This window comes from Sporosarcina sp. resist, from assembly GCF_014302295.1.
GTDB classification, from domain to species: Bacteria; Bacillota; Bacilli; order Bacillales_A; family Planococcaceae; genus Sporosarcina; species Sporosarcina psychrophila.
Genome location: NZ_CP060287.1, coordinates 1,022,859 through 1,041,320 on the forward strand (window position 1 = coordinate 1,022,859; position 18,462 = coordinate 1,041,320).

At 34.0% G+C, this 18,462-nt stretch carries 17 protein-coding genes; all 17 read left to right on the forward strand.

What is annotated here, in order from left to right; translation table 11 throughout:
• Window positions 1-669, forward strand: coding sequence for a hypothetical protein (locus H7992_RS05070; RefSeq protein ID WP_187046830.1), 669 nt, complete (start codon window positions 1-3; stop codon window positions 667-669).
• Complete coding sequence (locus H7992_RS05075) at window positions 666-1,748, forward strand: peptidoglycan DD-metalloendopeptidase family protein (RefSeq protein ID WP_255428596.1); 1,083 nt, start codon at window positions 666-668, stop codon at window positions 1,746-1,748. Before H7992_RS05070 ends, H7992_RS05075 begins: the two co-directional genes overlap by 4 nt.
• Before the next feature lie 25 nt (window positions 1,749-1,773).
• Complete coding sequence (locus H7992_RS05080; protein WP_187046831.1) at window positions 1,774-2,757, forward strand: hypothetical protein; 984 nt, start codon at window positions 1,774-1,776, stop codon at window positions 2,755-2,757.
• Window positions 2,758-2,972: 215 nt separating this feature from the next.
• The gene (locus tag H7992_RS05085) at window positions 2,973-3,350 is read left to right on the forward strand and encodes a hypothetical protein (protein WP_187046832.1); all 378 of its coding nucleotides are present in this window, start codon (window positions 2,973-2,975) and stop codon (window positions 3,348-3,350) included.
• On the forward strand, window positions 3,350-3,682 hold the full coding sequence (locus H7992_RS05090; RefSeq protein ID WP_187046833.1) for a hypothetical protein: 333 nt from the start codon (window positions 3,350-3,352) through the stop codon (window positions 3,680-3,682). The genes H7992_RS05085 and H7992_RS05090 overlap by 1 nt, the downstream gene beginning before the upstream one ends.
• Entirely contained in the window at window positions 3,675-4,133 is a 459-nt protein-coding gene (locus tag H7992_RS05095) for a hypothetical protein (protein ID WP_187046834.1), read from the forward strand. Before H7992_RS05090 ends, H7992_RS05095 begins: the two co-directional genes overlap by 8 nt.
• 15 nt (window positions 4,134-4,148) lie before the next feature.
• Window positions 4,149-5,405, forward strand: coding sequence for a MobP2 family relaxase (gene mobP2, locus H7992_RS05100; protein ID WP_187046835.1), 1,257 nt, complete (start codon window positions 4,149-4,151; stop codon window positions 5,403-5,405).
• 325 nt (window positions 5,406-5,730) lie between these two features.
• Entirely contained in the window at window positions 5,731-6,093 is a 363-nt protein-coding gene (locus H7992_RS05105; RefSeq protein WP_187046836.1) for a hypothetical protein, read from the forward strand.
• 631 nt (window positions 6,094-6,724) lie between these two features.
• On the forward strand, window positions 6,725-7,126 hold the full coding sequence (locus tag H7992_RS05110; protein ID WP_187046837.1) for an O-methyltransferase: 402 nt from the start codon (window positions 6,725-6,727) through the stop codon (window positions 7,124-7,126).
• A gap of 1,500 nt (window positions 7,127-8,626) precedes the next feature.
• On the forward strand, window positions 8,627-9,853 hold the full coding sequence (locus tag H7992_RS05115) for an MFS transporter (protein ID WP_187046838.1): 1,227 nt from the start codon (window positions 8,627-8,629) through the stop codon (window positions 9,851-9,853).
• A gap of 34 nt (window positions 9,854-9,887) precedes the next feature.
• Window positions 9,888-11,114, forward strand: a complete 1,227-nt coding sequence (locus H7992_RS05120; protein ID WP_187046839.1) for an ATP-grasp domain-containing protein — start codon at window positions 9,888-9,890, stop codon at window positions 11,112-11,114.
• A 7-nt stretch (window positions 11,115-11,121) separates the two neighbouring features.
• Window positions 11,122-12,261, forward strand: coding sequence for a Rossmann-fold NAD(P)-binding domain-containing protein (locus H7992_RS05125; RefSeq protein WP_187046840.1), 1,140 nt, complete (start codon window positions 11,122-11,124; stop codon window positions 12,259-12,261).
• Window positions 12,262-12,271: 10 nt separating this feature from the next.
• The gene (locus H7992_RS05130) at window positions 12,272-13,519 is read left to right on the forward strand and encodes an ATP-grasp domain-containing protein (RefSeq protein ID WP_187046841.1); all 1,248 of its coding nucleotides are present in this window, start codon (window positions 12,272-12,274) and stop codon (window positions 13,517-13,519) included.
• A complete protein-coding gene (locus tag H7992_RS05135) occupies window positions 13,506-14,696 on the forward strand; it encodes an ATP-grasp domain-containing protein (RefSeq protein ID WP_187046842.1) in 1,191 nt (396 codons plus the stop codon). Before H7992_RS05130 ends, H7992_RS05135 begins: the two co-directional genes overlap by 14 nt.
• Window positions 14,693-16,219 carry a pyridoxal phosphate-dependent aminotransferase gene (locus tag H7992_RS05140; RefSeq protein ID WP_187046843.1) on the forward strand — a complete coding sequence of 509 codons (1,527 nt, stop codon included), beginning with the start codon at window positions 14,693-14,695 and terminating at the stop codon, window positions 16,217-16,219. The genes H7992_RS05135 and H7992_RS05140 overlap by 4 nt, the downstream gene beginning before the upstream one ends.
• Window positions 16,200-16,871, forward strand: coding sequence for an HAD family hydrolase (locus tag H7992_RS05145; RefSeq protein ID WP_187046844.1), 672 nt, complete (start codon window positions 16,200-16,202; stop codon window positions 16,869-16,871). Before H7992_RS05140 ends, H7992_RS05145 begins: the two co-directional genes overlap by 20 nt.
• A gap of 160 nt (window positions 16,872-17,031) precedes the next feature.
• Window positions 17,032-17,898: a GNAT family N-acetyltransferase gene (locus H7992_RS05150; protein ID WP_187046845.1), complete on the forward strand. Its 867-nt coding sequence runs from the start codon at window positions 17,032-17,034 to the stop codon at window positions 17,896-17,898.
• Window positions 17,899-18,462: the final 564 nt, after the last annotated feature.

Sequence of the window (18,462 nt, forward strand, 5' to 3'; positions counted from 1 at the left end):
GTGGATTGTGCAACGATGACGAAATTTGTGTTATTGGTAGTTGTTGCTGCGACAATTGTGTTTGTCAGCATAAAAATGTATTTTGGGACGAATGAACAAGCGCCGGAAGGCTTTGAAGGTGATAATGGATTTGGTAAGGCTGCCTTTACGGAAACGATTACACTAGATTTAGTGGATTCAGATTTTGAGGGTGATAAATCTTCGAGTGGTATGAACGATAGCGAGGCTGATTCGAATGAAGTAGCGGGGGAAACAGATTCGAATACACTTTCGAAAATAGAAGAGACGGATTTCATGAATGACTATGTTCAAGCGTTTGGAGATAAGGCGTTTGAAGAGGGGAAGGAAACTGCAAAACAAATTGTTCGCTTGCGGTTGGAAGAAGTGATGGATAAGACGGAGTGGGAGCCATACGCCACTACGTCTTTTTTTGATGACTTGATGAAAGATATACCGCCTTATTCGGATGGGTTAATGAGGGTGGTGAAGGATTTGAGTGTTTACCCAACGGAAGCCGAAAATGAAATGGAAATGAAGTTTGGTGTTATGGCAACATGGAATCTATCGGATGGGGAACACACAATTAAAGAGAAGACAGGCTTGTATTATATAACCCTTGTACAAGATTCAAATAAGCGTTGGGTTGCAAAGGCGTTGTTTGAAACGTGAATAATTTGATTGCAATGGCAAAGAAAATGGTACAACGGAAAATCGTTCTGTGGCTCGGTGGGCTGATTGGTATTTCAGGTTTTGGGATTATCGTGCTGGTCATGATAGTGGTGTTGTTGATAGTTGGAATCGCGGGAGGTTCGGCTTCGCAAACTGTAAATGGTGGAGGCTCCTATTGTTCCGTGACGGGGGAAGTGAACCACGACTTAATGGATTCTACGTTAGCGGGTGCGGGTAAACTTGCGGGAACAAAAGACATGATTATTCAGCTATCGAGTGAAAAAGGGATTGATCCAGTTCTCTTTGCGGCGATTGCGATTCATGAAACTGGTTACGGTACATCGAATGCCATAGTGAATAAAAATAATCCAGGCGGGCTAATGAATCCTGCTACGGGTAGTAGAGAATTGTATGTGTTTGACACACTTGAAGAGGGGTTACGGGGGATGGCGAATACCCTTCATAACCGAATTATTAAGGATGGATTGGTGACCATTGAAGATTTAGGAAGTGTCTATGCTCCTGTTGGTGCAGGAAATGACCCTAACGGATTGAATGGGCATTGGGTTCCGAATGTTACTTCCATTGCAGAGGAATTGGGCGGACTCACGATGAACTGTGAACAAGGTGGCGATGTGTTAATTGTCGGGGATAAAGCATGGCCAGTTCCCTCTACAAAAACGATTACGTCTGTATATGGCTTCCGAACAATCAAAGTAAATGGCGTGTGGCAATCACGATTACATGCAGGTGTAGACATTGCGGGGGGGAATGTAAACGGTAAACCAATCGTTTCCTATGCTGCTGGTGTCGTGACAAAATCACAGAATCATGCAGGTGGTTGGGGAAATCATGTTGTCATCGATCATGGCGGTGGTGTTCAAACATTATATGCACACATGATAGAAAAAGGAGTTCCAGTTGGAACACAAGTGAATGCCGGAAGTTACTTAGGTCGGGTCGGTTCAACAGGTAATTCTACGGGGCCGCATTTGCATTTCGAAGTCTATGTGAATGGACAAACGGTTGATCCCATGCTGTACTTAACGCCGATACTTGCGGGTGCGAGTGAATCATAATACTGGTAAAAGGAGTGGGGAAATTGTGAAGTTAAAGATTAATAAAGGCTTCGAAAACAAATTTTATACAGGATTGATTGGTTTTCTGATTGCCTGTTGTTTTGTTTTTTTTACGTCGAAGTTGTGGATGTATGACGATAATTCAGTCAATCAAACACCATTTTATAAAGAAATCCCTGGGCTAGATCAGACGAAACTTGTGTTGAAAAAGTGGGAGTACAACCCTGAAAAACAATTGATGGAAGTTTTACTCGAAACCAAACATACAGGTACGGATAACGTGAATCCAACATTTTCTTTCACGGCAAAAGAACAAAAAACGTTGGTAGAATATCCGGTGAAAGTAGTCTATCAAAATGAAAATAATGTGGTTGTTCAAATTAAAGATGTACCGAAAAAATATCGAGTAGTCGGAGTGTTTGTAAAAGAAATTCGAGATGAAAAGGTACTCGAAAGTGAAGTGAAAAATAAAATGTTGGGTGTAACTGGTTCAGTTGATCAAAATGGAGAGGAAGTGAAAATAGAGTTGCCGAAGCCGAAAGAGAAGGTGATTGTAGGTGATTATCGAAAAGTGAAAACGAACAATATACTAGGAATAAAAGGGGAACTGGATTATCAAAAAGAACAAATTGAAATTGAAATTGGACAGGTTGTAAAGAAAATTCACCTGTTGGAAAAAGAGCAAATCCCGTTACAAGATGACATTGTTTTATCTATTCAAGCCGAAATTAAAACGCTTGAGAAAGAGATGAACTATAAAACGGAAGCAGGAAAACTAGAAGTGGGACGACAAATAGCGAACAAAAAAACGGCGATACTCAATGAAAAAGAGCAACAAGAAAACTATCAAAAGATAGCCAATGAATTGAGAGATAAGCGGAAAATGCTACTAAAAAAATTAGATGATATTCACTCCAGTGCATTGGAAAAAGGTGATATGGAAACAGGGAAAGAAGGAACTGGTGAAGTAGGAAGTGATGATAGAGAAGAACAGGAGAATGAAGATTAAGAGGGTAGGAAACGGTGAAGATTGGGACATTCGAGGTGATGATGGGAGGGTCGATTTTTGGGGTTTTTGAGGTCAGAAATACGGTTTTGGATGTATATCAAATGTATATTTCCCTTGAAATTAGCGATAGCGTCGGAAAGTTAGGCTCTGCCTAACCCCACAACATCGTTGGGGGCACTTTCCCCTTATGCTCTTCATTCAATATCCCTAGGGTCTTGGGATATTTTCAATCATTGTCGTTTGATCTCGTCTGTTGGTTGTCCGTTGTTAAATTATTGAAAGGTGTTGGTTGTTTAGTGGATGTGTTGATAAGAAATCTGGATATCGTTGCGGTGAGTAAAATAGACCAAGAAGCAAAGAAAAAAAGGTTGTCACGGAATGAATTATTGAAAGTGTATATAGACAAGTTTGCTTTGGTTGATATGCACAATGAAGAACGAATCCTGTACAAAGAATCTTTTGAAATGAATACACGAATGTTGCATGCGTTCGGGGAAACACAAAAGAATTTAGTAGGCCGTGTAGGAAATATCGAAAAAGTACTAGTGAGGATGATTGAGTTGGAAACGAATGAAAAGGAGTGTGCTGACTAATGGATATCAAAGTGCGAGATGTAGATGTAGTATCTGTGAAAAAGATTGATCAGGAAGCAAAGAAGAAAGGCCTATCACGAAATGAATTTTTGAAAAGGCATCTTGATAAATTCGCTCAATATGATGTGTTTAAAGAAGAACGAAATGAATTTGAAAAACTGTGGAAAGAAAATACGAAGGTTATGGAAGAGTTTCTGGAAGCTCAAATAAATTTGTATAAAAAGATTGAACGTTTTGAAGCAATCGTGTTGTTACTAATGGATGTGGATGAAGAGGAAGTGAATGAAAGATTAGCAATTGTTGGTTTGGGTAGTGATCGCGATAATGAATGACGAAGAGAATAAAGTTGGCCGATATTATCGGTTGTCCAAAAAGACGATTGGGAAAATACAGGATTACTCCAAGGAAGAAAACATGTCGAATGCAGCCGTCATTGAATATGCGGTTAAACAACTATTTGAGAATCGGACGGAAGAACATAAAGTGTTGATAGATTCGTTGGATATGTTGTTGGAAAAGAAATTCGACGACAAGTTGGCTGGTGTACTAGAAGGTTTAAATAGGGTGCGGGTTGCATCGAATGTGATTGACCGAAACGTTCAAATGGGATTAGAGTTTTGGAATCACTATTTTGTTGTGAATAACGCAAAGGCTTTAGGTTCAACTGACAAACATAAGACGGTACAAGTAATCGAGGCCGAAGAATTGATTAAGAAACGTATCGGTCATAATCGACAAAAGAAAATTGATTGGGAGAATAAACGAATGAAAAGTGGTGAATAAGAAGGGGATTAACGAATGGGTAGTACTCCAGGTGTTGTTTTGAAAAGCAAGTTTGTGATGCCAAGTTCGAAAGGATTCAATGATTACGTTAGTTATATTGATCGTGATGACGCAAAAGTGAAACAAGAAATCGTTGTTAGTCGAGATGCCAATGCGACGGAGGATTTTTCGATATTCCATTCGTATTTGGATTACATGGGGGATGATGAAAAGCAAGGTGCTTTGTTTACCCGTGATAAGAATCAATTGAACGAAGAAGGAAAAAACGAGATAAAAAAGAAATTTGAAGTGGCAAAAAAAAACGGTTCCCCGATGTGGCAGGATGTAATTAGTTTTGATAATGCATGGCTTGAAAAGAATGGGCTTTATATTTTTGAAACAAGACAATTGGATGAAACGAAGTTAAAAGATATAGTACGTGAAGCTGTAGAGGAAATGTTGAAAGCGGAAAGAATGGACAAATCGGCTGTGTGGACAGCGGCCATTCATTACAATACGGACAACATTCATGTTCATATTGCGACTGTTGAACCGTACCCTTCTCGCGAAAAGAAGAAGGTACTTAATAAAGAAACGGGGCAATGGGAGGAACAGGTTCGGGCGAAAAGGAAACAAGGATCGCTTGATAAAATGAAGTCGAAGGTTGCGAACTTAATTATGGATCGGACCGAAGAACGGAACCAAACGACGAACCTGATTCGGGGAAGTGTTGCTCATAAGAAGAATAAAGGGGTTGATCTTTCATCATATCGAAAAACGCGGCGTTTGTTTAGGAAAGCTATAGATAATCTTCCTGATGATCGTCGCCAGTGGCAGTACGGTTATCAGTCTTTTAATGAAGCAAGACCTCATATTGATCAAATAGTTGAAGTATATTTGGAAACGTATTACAAGAAAGAAATGAAGGAATTGTATTTATTACTAGATGACGAAGTGCAAGTAATGAAAGAACTGTATGGGGAAGGAAGCAACTATAAAAACTATCAGCAGACAAAGTTGGATGATTTGAAAAAACGAATGGGGAATGCTGTACTTGTTGAAATGAAAGTCTATAAGAAAAAGGAAGATGCTTCCCTGTTCCAACAATCGAAACAGGGAATCAATCGAAATGGTTATTCGGCGACTAATCGGCAGTCCAGAAAAATGCAAAACGGGGAAGTGAATAGTGCGTTGCAGAATTTGAATTATCGGTTGCGGAAAACGTATCATGATTTTCAAAAGGACAAGAACTTGGAAGAATTTGATCGGATGTTGGATGAGTACGAACGTTAAAAGTATAGAAATGCGAACGAGGACTTCCTGTATATAGGAGTCTTTTTTTTTCGAAAAAGTATGGTTGCTCATTGCTAATGGAAGTTGTGAAAAAATATCTTGAAGATGAAGGGTATGTGTATTTGGGTGTGGAATAAGGATTGGTTTTTTATCGGGATGATAAGGGATCTGTTTGGGGTGTGGATGAATGGAACGTTATTCGAAATGTAATAGAGGGTAGGGGTGGTGTAATTGCTGGTTCCAGATAAGCACCGAGGGCTTCCGTCACTAGACGGAAATGGTGAGTCCTCGTTTAGCTGAAAAAAAGGAGAGGGAGGAATGGTAAGTGAATCATATTCAGTATAGGGTTCTGTATAAATGTTTTGTGTTGGAACTGAAACATGTGGAGTCAGTGAAGTGGATGGATGCGTTCAGGCGGGTGAAAAAAGGAGAAGGTTTTTCGAATGAGGATATTCAGTTGGTCGCGGGTTATTATGCGAAACATGAAAGCCGAAATTTTAGAATGGAACAGTCTAGCCGATTGTCGATGGAAGATAGTATTACTACACTAGATTTTGAAGTGTCAGGGCAGAAGGAAGGTCTAGCTAGTGTTCAAAAGAAACTAAAAGTGAACGGGATTAATTTAGATTTGATACGGCGGCAAATACGATTAAAAGTGCAGAAGGAACGAGTGAATATTGCCATCTGAAAGAGCCACCTCGGACATGTTTTAAAGCCACTAGAGACAAAAAATAGAGCCACTATAGGACAAACGAGAGCCACCCATTATACTTTAGGTGGTTCTCATTTGTATTTAGTCATTTAGAATGGCATTTCCCCAAGTTTAAATTTTAACTCGCTATTTATATTTTCTAATTCTAATACCCTACGTTTAAGGGCATAGACTTCATCTAGTAATCGCTGAAGTTTAGTGGAATCATCAATTCCGCGTTCGATACCGTTCCATTGGCAATCGTATAGAAATTGGTGAAATTAATTTCTTATATACCCTATTTAAATTTGTCTTTTGTTCCTGTATGGATCTGGATAAGGAACTAACATCTTAAAAGGGACGATTACATAATGGAGTTTTCAGAAATCAGGAAATTTGAACAATTTGATTTTGCAATGACAAAGATAAATGCTCATCTTTGTCAAAAGGGAGTTTGAGGACCCGAAAGTTTTGACGCAGACTAATTTTATGAATTACATAAAATTCTTCAAGAGAATTTTATTATATCAAAAACCAGTATTACAAAGATTATGTCGCGGCTTTTACTCAATATCGGTTACAGTACTGAAGTAATGGTTGGTGCAGGAACCTATACAGGACATACATTATGGGGGATTCACCTAACCCTGTTAGAATTTATGGACTAGATATTTCTCCTGAAGCAACTAAAATTACAAAAAACAATTTCTCGAAAATCAATGCCCAAGATGTTAAATTATTCGAAGCGGATGCAATTGACTGGCTTAAGGATACTTCGGAAAAAATAGACTTATTGTATATTGATATTGTTACAATGCAAGATGGTAAAAGTGAATATTTGGATGTATTGGATGCAGCGTATCCAATGATGAATGAAGGAAGTTTAGTAATTGCGCATGATATTAATGAGGAGAAATTTAAAAAAGATTTAATTCCTTTTGTTGAAAAAGTATTAAATCACACTAAATTTAAATCAATTATTAATTTAAATTTTGATTCATATGGCTTATCAATTTCAATCAAGAGGTGATGTTAATGAGCATACATGAAAACAGACTAATAAGACTGGTTATTGATTTCAACTTTACAACGGAGGATAGGAATCATGAAGCCATGTTTCCTGAAACTATCCCATCAATACTCCTGCACGCGTCATGAGGTGTGAGGTACAGGTAGATTCGGTTGAACGAAGGCTGAAGCCATTCTTATGGAAAAGGTATGCCGAAGGATAGACCGCATGGCTGAAAAACTAGATATGGTGAGAATAGTTCCTATATAAGGGAACTGACTAACTTTCAAAGGTAAGGATCTAAAGTTTGAACATAAAGAAATTTGTGTACCATCCAGTGAGGGGGTGAGTGGTATAAAAACCTCTGTAATGGAGATGGAGAAACAGAAACAGAAACAGCCTCAATTCTAACGGGATGGAATGATTATGTTCCAAACGTTCATCGCGCCGATCGGGTAAGAATGTGGGATTTCCACAGTGTGAGCTCTTTTCAGGAATAATTTGGGAACTATATTTAACTAAGGGGAACAAGGAACTTATACTCTAGTACAAATCGTTAGATGAAACGCGGAATGACGAGAAACTGTCACGTTCCGTGTGGAGCAGGGGAAAAGCTGGAGATAACATATGGGAATCCCACCCGCTATATGATACAACCTAGGCTCGGCCGTACAAGTTGGCAATAGGTAAGCATTTGTCGAGAAAGAACTATCCATTCACTCGTAGCGAATCTTGGAAGGATAATGGGGCAATCATCCTTTAAGCGTAGACAGTTATGTGGCGCCCGAAAGCCAAATGGTTGAAGGGATTGATAGTAAATCAGGAGGGCTGATGCCTTTCCAGCAGCAGAAAGCTACATTTTATCCTCCGTTAAAGGCCAGAAAGATAAAATCTCTCTGGAGTCAGAGACCTTGGCGTGTTACACATTATTTCCAATTTATACCTCTATTATGTTCTGGACATATGGTTTGAGAAGAAAGTTAGGAAACAGTGTAAAGGGCAAGCATACATAGTTAGAGATGCAGAGTAATTTGTTTGTTGCTTCCAATATAAGAGCGAAGTGGAGGAATTCTTTTAATCATTAAAAAGATAAACACTTTCCGGTATAAGAAAGGATTTTGCTTGGAGTGGTGCAATTTATTATCTGTAAAAATACAATATAAAAAGTACTTCTGTAGCTAAAATAATTTTAAAAGGGCTACACCCATTACGTACAGTTCAATAGCCTTCGATAATAATTTGAATTAATGAAAATTAAAGTCTATCAAAATACTATATAATATTGTTAATAATGGAAAACAATAGCAAAAAAGGTCGATTGATGCTATAGTTGGAAATGTTAGATTAATTATCTCGTGAAATAGGAGGTAAATTAGAATTAATGCAATAATACTGTGAAAGGAAAAAGGAATTTCAAATGAATAGTGATTCATTGAAAGAATATCTCTAGCGCATAAAAATTCCTTAGATTAAGTGTGATTTTATAAAAATCACAATATAAAGGAGTGGAATGATGGGGTTATGAAATTCAGAGATTTACATATAAATATTCGAATAAGGATAGCAGTAGATTTTGTCCAAAAAATATTCAATAATATGATTATTCCTTTTATGGCAATTTATTTAACAAACCATTTTGGATTAAAAATTGCCGGAATTCTAATGATATTTGCAATTTCGATGGGTATTTTATCAAGTTTTTATGGGGGATATTACTCAGATTTAAAAGGGAGAAGACGAGTATTACTTATTGCAGAATTTATCAATTCCATTGTATTTATTTCCATGGCGATTGTGAATTCTAGTTGGTTTATCCTACCATTCATAACGTACATATTGTATGTGATTCATAACATTGTGGTATATAGTGCGACTCCAGCAGCGGACGCTATGCTGATAGATGTAAGTACTCCGGAAATAAGAAAATATGTATATAGCATTAGTTACTGGGTTGTTAATTTTTCATTTGGAATAGGTTCAATTATGGGTGCTTTTTTCTATAACGAATATTTCTTCGAAGTCCTTATTGCATCAGGTATAAGTACGATGATAATTTTCTTTATTTATCTATTTTTCATTATGGAAACTAAACCAATCGATAGTAACGTCAAAATACATAAGGTAAATTTGTTTTTGATGGCAAAGAGTTATAAAAAAGTACTTTCAGATAAAATTTTTCTTGTATTTGTAATCGCTTCCTTACTTTTAATGAGTATAGAGTTGCAATTAGCAAATTACATATCCGTACGTTTAACTTCAGAATTTCCAAAACAGAATCTCTTCGGTTTTTTCGAAATTTCAGGAATAGAGATGTATGGACTATTGCGAGCTGAAAATACCTTCTTAGTAATTTCTTTAGCATTTTTAGTTGAAAGAATTTCGAGGAAATTTGATGATGTTAAGAGATTATGTATAGGTGCAATAATATTTACTTTGGGATATATGGTAGTTGGAGTTAGTAATAGTATATGGGTATTAATAATTGCAACTTTTATATTTACAATTGGAGAAATGCTTTATGTTCCAATTAAACAAACCTTTTTATCTATTCTTGTAGATGAAAATTCAAGAACACAATATATGGCAGTTTATAGTCTTCACTTCCGGTTTGCATTAATCATTGCTTCTTTTTCTATTACTCTAGGTGGTTATATTTCATCAATAAGCATGTCTCTTATATATGCGGTTTTAGGCAGTATTTCTACTTTACTATTTTATAAACTTATAAAAAATAGTAAATTAGTATAAATATAAAAGTACCTGAAGAAGGAGAAGATGATATATGAAAGTTTTAATGATTGGATACAACGCTTCATTACTTAAGAGCATATCTGAAAGTGATTTCAAATTCGATATTATTGTATTAGAGGAAGAGGAATTATATGTTAATAAAAAATTACAAAATAAAAATTTCAGATGTTTAAAAGAAGTGATATTTTCTGAATATCAACAATCAAAGAATTACTTAAAAATAGTAGACAAGTTAAAAAGAATGGATTTCGACTCAATAATTCCAGGTCTTGAATATGCTGTTACAGCTACTAATGACATAGCAAAAGAATTAGGGCTGCCTTTCGCCGGAGATGGTGTTGAACATTTCTTAACAAATAAAATCATGTTAAGAAATCATTGCAATAAAAATATAATTAAGCAACCTAGATATAAAAAAGTCAATAGTAGAAGTGATATAGAAAAATTTTTCGATGTTAAACCAATTGTTTTAAAACCTGCAAATCGCCAAGCGAGTCTAGGTGTTATTAAGATTCATAAAAGAGAAGAAATACCTAAAGCTTGGAAAGAGGTCACTAACTTAATTGAGAAAAACCAAAATGCAAGTAGAATAATGGAGTGGGAATACCTAGTTGAGGATTATATGGAAGGTGTTGAAATTAGTTCAGAAGTATTTGTGAAAAATGGAGAAATACTATTTGTGAACAACACCGAGAAAATAGTCTCTGAAGGAAGATATTCAGTCGAACTTGCACATATTATTCCAGCTAGAATAGAAGAAAGTACAAATCAAAAAATACTAGATTATGTTGAGAAACTGGTTAAGAGTTTTAAATTTGAAAATGGAATCTTACATTTTGAGATAATGATTACAAGAGACGGCCCTAAGATAATTGAAGTGGCAGGACGACCTCCTGGAGATATGATTTTCAAGTTGATTGAACATTCTTATGGTTTTAATCCCTATAAAGAGTTCATTGAAATTCTTTCCAAAAAAAGGGTGAAGAATCTATTTCCAAAAAAACATAATAAGGGTACATGTATTTATTTTTTAGATCCAAAAATAAGAGGAGTCTGGAATGGGGAAATCGATGACTTCCTTTTAAAGGATTCCGGTATTTTAGAATGGAGTATGTATTTAAAGCCGGGTGAGATTATTAGAGAAATAAAAAGTTCGTGGGATAGAGTGGGTTATGTATTAACAACAGGGGTTGATTCTAATGAAGCCTATCTCAAAGCTGTAAAACTAAATGAAAAAGTATTTATTTCGAAAGGGTAGGGTTAATTTGTCTAAAAAAATTCTGATTTTCGGGTTAGGAGTTTTAGGGAGTAACGTGCTAGATATGCTACTACAATCCGCAAACAACTATGAGATTACTGTCGTTGGGAGAAGTGAAGATAAGATTCACGAAAGAATTAATTTAGCAGACCTAGTTGCTTCAAATTTGGGTTTTTATAAAAATGTATCTTATGAGATAGTGGATGTGAATGACATATCTAAAACAGCCGACATTATTTATAAGGAAAATCCAGATATCATTTTCAATGCAACAACTAAAATGAGTTATTGGGTACCTACTAAATTACCAAAAGAAGTTTTTGGAAAACTATATTATGCTTTTACTGGGTGGCAAGTTCCTATGCATTTAACACTTACATATAAACTAATGCAGGCTGTTAAAGCGTCGGGAAGAACGGTAAGAGTAATTAATGCTAGTTATCCAGATGTAATAAATGTTGCATTAGATAAAATAGGTCTTGCACCAGAGGTTGGTATTGGAAATCTTGCAAATGTTGTTCCAGTCATAAAAAAAGCTATTTCATTACATGAAAATATACCAATTGAAAAATTGGATATTAGAGCATATGGACATCATCATTTTAGTTATATGCTACCCTCATTAGGAAGTGCAGAAAATCTACCATATCATTTAGAGGTATATTACGAAAAACTTAACATTACAAAATATCTTAACTTCCAATCCATATTTAACTTACTACCAACTAAACTAAAACGAACAAGAGGATTAGAGGGTATGATTATGACTGCTGCTTCAGCAGTAAATATAATTAATAGTATGGCTGTAGGAAATAAAGAGGAAATTATGCATGCCCCTGGACCAAATGGACTGCCTGGTGGATATCCAATCATTATTAACGAAGATTGTACTGAAGTTGTGCTACCAAACGATTTAAATTTACAAGAAGTTATCGAAATAAATCTTCTAGGGCAAGTTATGGATGGTATTCAAAAAATAGATAGTGATGGAAATATATATTATTCAAATAATGAGATGGAAATAGTGAAGGAAATATTTGGATATGAGTGCTTGGTGATGAATGTCAATGATTGCGAATTATGGTCTGAAGAATTACACTCCAAGTTCTCGGAATACTACAAAAAAACAATGCTACAGCATAGTTAGGAGCTGGAAAATGAATGACAATACAGTGTATATAATTGAAAGTAACAGTGCGGGAAATGGAGTAAATGCGATATTAAATGCTAAAAAAGAGGGGTATTTAACACATTTTGTAACAAATTTACCCGATAAATACCAATATATGGAACCAAATCCTATGGAAATTGCTGAAAAGGTCACTCAAATTGACACCATGGATGTAATACAAATGTTGCACTTCTTTGAAGACAAGAAACCAGCAGCAATAATGACTTTTGATGATTTTCATATATTACCTGTAGCCGTAGTTTCAAATACATTTGGTCTTATTGCTCCACCAATAGATGGTCTAATAAATGTAAGATTTAAAGATAAAACAAGAGAAAAAACTAAAGGATTAGGATATCCTATAAAATTTGTAGCTATACACACTGAAGAGTTATCTACATCTTCTCCTATAGGTTATCCTTGTGTAGTTAAACCGGTCGATGAAAGTGGAAGCGTAGGTGTGAAGCTCTGCTTAAATGATAACGATTTTATTGAAGCGTCAAATAAAATAAAGAATTTCCAATCTAATATAACAGGATATAAATATATGAAAAAACTTCTAGTGGAAGAGTATATTGTTGGTGATGAGTTTAGTGCTGAGATGTGTTGGGATGTCGAGGGAAATAAATGGAGAATTATTGGTTTCACAAAAAAACTACTTTCAAAACCTCCTTATTTTATAGAAATGGGGCACATATATCCGCACTTTTTTTCTAATGATAGTTTAATAGTAATTGAAGAAATATTATTGAAATGGTTGAAAGCAGTAAATTTAACTCGTAGTTTTGCACATATTGAGTTTAAATTGGTAAATAATCAGCCAGTACTGATTGAAATAAATCCTAGACCAGCTGGTGGATTTATAAATAAACTAGTAGAAATGGTTAGCAAAAATGATTTAATCAAGCACTATATGGATCTTTCATTAAATAAGCCTTTAGACCTAGAGAAGTCGGAAAAAAGTGAAAAAATTTCAAGCATTAAGTTTGTCCTACCTCCTAAAAAAGGCTATTTAATAGATGTCGAAAAAACAGTTATTTCTGATGAAGTAGAAGAATTCAAAATTAATATTAAAGAAAAAATCATTGAGGATATTACAAATGGAGACGATAGAATTGGGTATGTAATTTCAATCGGTCCTACGGTTGCAGATGTAGAATTAATAAATGAATCTTTTATTAATAGTCTTATTTTTAAATATAGAAATGAGAGTGACGAGAATGTTAAAAGTTAAGCATAATAGAGTGATTATTATCGGAGGTACTACTGACATATATAAATATGCAAATATTCGAGGTTTAGAAATATTATCAATTCAAAAAAAAGATAATCTTAATAAGAGTATGATGAAACTTTCAGAAAAAACTTTTGTATTGGATTATAGAGATATCCAGAAGACCCTTGAATTTGTTCTAACAATTTCTTCTATTTATCCGATTGATTCTGTTCTTTCATTTACTGAAGATGCACAAGAGATTACAGCAATACTTAATGAAACAATGGGTTTGCCAGGGATACCATCCAAAATAACAAGGTTAGTAAATGATAAATCAATGATGAGGGATTTACTCCGAGATTTTTCTCCTATTAAATCAAGACTTGTATCTACTGAAAGTGAATTAAGTAGTTTTATTGAAGAATCGGGATTACCAGTAATCTTAAAACCCAAAGATGGTGTTGGTAGTATAGGAATAAAGTTAATTACTAGTTATGAATATATTAATCAGTTTAAAAGTGAAATGTTAGTCGAAGAGTATCTAGTTGGACCAGAATACTCTGTTGAATCTTTTAGTTTTAATGGAGATCATAGAGTCTTTTCCATTACAGAAAAACATGTCAATAACACAAGATTTGTCGAGGAAGCTCATTTAGTTCCAGCAAAACTAAGCATGGATAAGCAGAAGGATATTATTAATTTTGTAGTATCTTTCCTAAACAAAATAAAGCTATTTGACGGGCCTGCTCACACGGAAATAATTTTAACCGAAAATGGTCCAAAAGTAGTCGAGACTCATACAAGACCAGGAGGAGATTACATACCTGAATTAGTTGACTTAAGCTGTAAAGTTAACATGTACGAACTAGCAATTAATTGGTTTACTATGAATGAAAAACTTGATAATGACATTAATATAAATTATCAAGGTGCAGCTATTAAATACTTGAAATTTAAACCGGGTAAAGTGGAGCAAGTATTAGGATTGGCAGAAGCATCACAATTCAGAGATGTGATACGTTTAGAATTAAACTTAAATAATGGAGATTTTATAAAACCTGTACTTAAGTCGGCAGATCGTCGTGGTTATATTATAGCGATAGGTAAGGATTCAGCAGAGGCATATCAAACTTGCGTAAAAGCAGAAAAATTATTAAAAATAATTTATGCGGTAGATCAGGAGGAGCTTCTATGATAGTTAAGATTCAAGTTCAAACTCAAGAAGCTATACAAAATCTAATTAGGGCTAGAAATGTGTTATCAGGATTAAATGATGAAGGACAAGTTAACCATCCTAATCAGTTTAATAGTGATGTTATCTCCTTTGCTGATGGTGAAGGAATGAGACGGCCCTATCCTGAAGTTATTGTTTCAGGAGTAACAGCGTTATTAGAAACTAAAATTACATCCCTTGAAAAATACTTTTTCTTAAGTAGGTTTAAGGAATTAGATGAAAAAATTAAAAATATGTTTATTGACGAAGGAATTAGTGAGGATATAGCCAACAACATATGTATTACAACAGGAACTTCCCACTTATTTAATGCTTTTTTTAATAGTTTGAAATTAGATAAAGACGTTGTTATAACAGCTCCAGGGTATTATCATTCACTAGCAAACTGGTGTGATCTAAATAATGGGATTCTCGAAATAGTTCAGACGGAAAAAGAAAATAATTATAAACTACTTAAAAGAGAACTATATAAATGGATACAGAGTAATAAGATAATACCGAAAGCTTTAGTTATCTTTAATCCAACTTACACTGGTGCTTTTTATACACAGGAAGAATTAATGGGTATTGCAGATTTCGTGGAAGAATTTGATATTAATGTAATTGAGGATTCTTTATTTATGTACACGAAATTTGATGATTCAAAGGAAATACATCATTTATCTCAGCATATAAAAGAGAATGTTATTACAGTTCACGGTGCTTCAAAATCATATGGATTAGCTAATATGAGAATTGGATGGGCATGTGGGAGTTCTAGGATAATAGACAAAATGAATTTTTATGTTGGTGCTACACAGGTTGATGCTCCACATGTCTCAAAAGTAATGGCTTTAAAAGCGTTAGATGGTCCAGAATCATATATAAATGCTAACAAAAATGAGTTGCAAAGAAGAACAAAGCTAATTGAATTTCTTATTGATGATATTAATACTATAGTTGAATTCGAGTTTAAAGATTTCATATCTGGTGATTTATTAGATATTCCATATATTCCAGAATCGGGTCACTCTTTACTAATATCATTTAATAAATTAATAGGTTTGAGGACTGAGTATGGTTTTACAATAACTGATAGCATTGATATATCTAAATATTTCTTGTTGAAATCAAAAATAGCGCTTTCACCTGGACTTTCCATGGGTTTTATTGATGCAACAATGAGAATGTCATACGGTTGTTTAGGCCTTAACTATTCTTATGAAAGCTCTATTGAAATAGAGAAAATTCTTATTCTAAAAGATTCTTTAAAGAGAACTAATTTAATTGAAGAATTTCCTTATTTACTAAATAAAATTAATAAACAAGAGAAAAACTTACTGTTGGATTATACAAATGAGCAAGGAAAAGCTTTTGACTTGGGAAGAAAGATTATTGAAGAAGGAATATCACAGAGGTTAAAACCTGCAATAGTCGAACTTTTGAGATTTAACTATCAATCATTGTTTAGTAAGGAGAAAAAAAATGAAAGCAATAGTTTTTGATTTAGATGAAACTTTAATTAGTCATAGAAAACAGTTAGAGAACTTCATTGATTTTCAATATAATCATTTTTACAACAGACTTAAGTTAATACCTTTTGAAGACTGGAAGAACAACTTTATTAAACTTGATAATAATGGTTATGTCACTAAAGAAGTAGTCTATGATAATCTCTCTAATATTTTCAAGTTGGAGATTAGTGTAACTGAACTATACCAGCACTTCTTACAGAATTTCCATTTTTACATTTCACCTTACAAAAGAGCAAATGAATTATTACATATACTAAAAAAATATAATTTAAAGTTAGGTCTTTTAACGAACGGTGGGACACTAATACAAAATAATAAAATAAATATGTTGAAGTATGAAAACTTTTTCGATGAGATAATTATTTCTGAATCGGTAGGAATAGAAAAGCCAGACCCAAGGATTTTTGACATGATATTAGGGAGATTAAAAGTTGAACCTAAAGATTGTATTTATGTAGGAGACCATCCATTTAATGATATAATAGGAGCAAAAGAAGTAGGTATAAAAACGATATGGATGTCACATAATAGAAAATGGGAACATGAAAATAACAATCCAAATTGGATTGCTAATGACCTTTATGGTGTCGAAGAAATTATTATGAGTGAGTTTAATTGGTAAATTACTAGGTAATATAACTAATTATTTTAAAATATTAACCACCCATTATTTCTACGAATATATTCATATTACTTATTCATGGAGAATTCTTAAAAAGGAATTATACTCAATACACTTATTTCGCTATGCCGAAAATAAGTAAAAGATTGGAGATAATATTTTGGAGAATATTTATGTAAATAATATAATACGGTTAATGGAAAAAGATCTTCAGAGTATTATAAGGTTATCTGAAAGTGTAGGTTGGGATTACGATGAAAAAGAGATTAAAACTATATTGTTATCAGGTAAAATCTTTGGACATATAGACCAGAATGGTACAATTATATCAAGTGCAGCAATTATTCCTTACGAAGAAAATTTAGCATCATTAGGTATGGTAATAGTAAACCCAAAATATAGGAGGAGAGGGCTAGCTAGTTCAGTAGTGAAGAAATGTTTATCCGTTGTACCAAAAGGGACAAAAATATTATTGATATCAACGGAAAAAGGACTATCTTTATATCGGAAATTGGGGTTTGTTAAAGTGGGTTATGTAAGCAAGTATATTTGTGAACAGTGGAGAGACACAAATAGAATAATAAATTGTAATAAAAATAAAGTTGTGAAAATGGAAGAAAAACATTTCTCTGACGTATGTGTTCTAGATAGAGAATCGTTTGGTGCGAGGAGGAGTACTTATCTATATAACAGAATTAAGCAATCAGAAAAATCCTTTGTTTCATTAGATAAAGAGGGAAACATTAATGGATTTGGTCTTTCGATATTAGGGAAGGAAAATCTAATCCTTGGACCAATTATAGCCAATACTTATGAAATAGCAACATTAATAACTGAAAGACTGGTAAACGGATACTTAGGTAGAGTTAGAATTGATGTCCCCTCAGGAAATGAAGAATATATGTCATTTGTAGAATCAAAAGGTTTTAGTATAATTAATACTCCTCCTGTAATGATATTAAATTCGAAAGACTTACCAGCTAGAAATCAAACTCTGTATAGTATTTCAGCACAAGCCTTTGGTTAATTAAAAGGATACTGGTAAGACCTTTTCATCTGAACAGTTCTCTGATACCTTAAAAAGAGTATTTCAGCATCGAAATCACTGAGATCGATATACATTTTTACCCTTTTATAATAATTTAGTTTTCCTTCTACATTATTACTTTCTAATCATTTTATATGTGAAAAACCCCTACTATCATTCCAATCGAATCAGTAGTTCACTGTTCAAAACTGTAGAATTGTAGTATCATAATTGTATATTTATTGCACTCGTTTTTTTATCACCCACGGGGTGTGAAAGAAGTTAAATTTATAGCACTTTTTCTTTGTGTTCATCTGTCATTTTTTGGCGAATATACATTTTAGATAAAGTGCTTTTTTGCGTGCTATAACAGAATTAATTTTTGGATATGCAAGCCTTATGAAAAAACAACCACTAATAATGAAGGCGTTATATCAATTTCATATTCTTGCCGCCACAATCAATGGATTGAAATAGTTCACTTTCAGAAATATTTACAGGCGGTATCCATAATTGTAATATCCACTAACTACTGGTAACACTATTCGAGACGCATGATCACTT

What these genes read in the sequence shown, in the direction of transcription:
- H7992_RS05135 (WP_187046842.1), top strand. Translation starts at nt 13,506, where the DNA reads ATGTTAAAAGTTAAGCATAATAGAGTGATTATTATCGGAGGTACTACT.
- H7992_RS05115 (WP_187046838.1), top strand. Translation starts at nt 8,627, where the DNA reads ATGAAATTCAGAGATTTACATATAAATATTCGAATAAGGATAGCAGTA.
- H7992_RS05095 (WP_187046834.1), top strand. Translation starts at nt 3,675, where the DNA reads ATGAATGACGAAGAGAATAAAGTTGGCCGATATTATCGGTTGTCCAAA.
- H7992_RS05140 (WP_187046843.1), top strand. Translation starts at nt 14,693, where the DNA reads ATGATAGTTAAGATTCAAGTTCAAACTCAAGAAGCTATACAAAATCTA.
- H7992_RS05110 (WP_187046837.1), top strand. Translation starts at nt 6,725, where the DNA reads ATGGGGGATTCACCTAACCCTGTTAGAATTTATGGACTAGATATTTCT.
- H7992_RS05090 (WP_187046833.1), top strand. Translation starts at nt 3,350, where the DNA reads ATGGATATCAAAGTGCGAGATGTAGATGTAGTATCTGTGAAAAAGATT.
- mobP2 (WP_187046835.1), top strand. Translation starts at nt 4,149, where the DNA reads ATGGGTAGTACTCCAGGTGTTGTTTTGAAAAGCAAGTTTGTGATGCCA.
- H7992_RS05120 (WP_187046839.1), top strand. Translation starts at nt 9,888, where the DNA reads ATGAAAGTTTTAATGATTGGATACAACGCTTCATTACTTAAGAGCATA.
- H7992_RS05130 (WP_187046841.1), top strand. Translation starts at nt 12,272, where the DNA reads ATGAATGACAATACAGTGTATATAATTGAAAGTAACAGTGCGGGAAAT.
- H7992_RS05145 (WP_187046844.1), top strand. Translation starts at nt 16,200, where the DNA reads ATGAAAGCAATAGTTTTTGATTTAGATGAAACTTTAATTAGTCATAGA.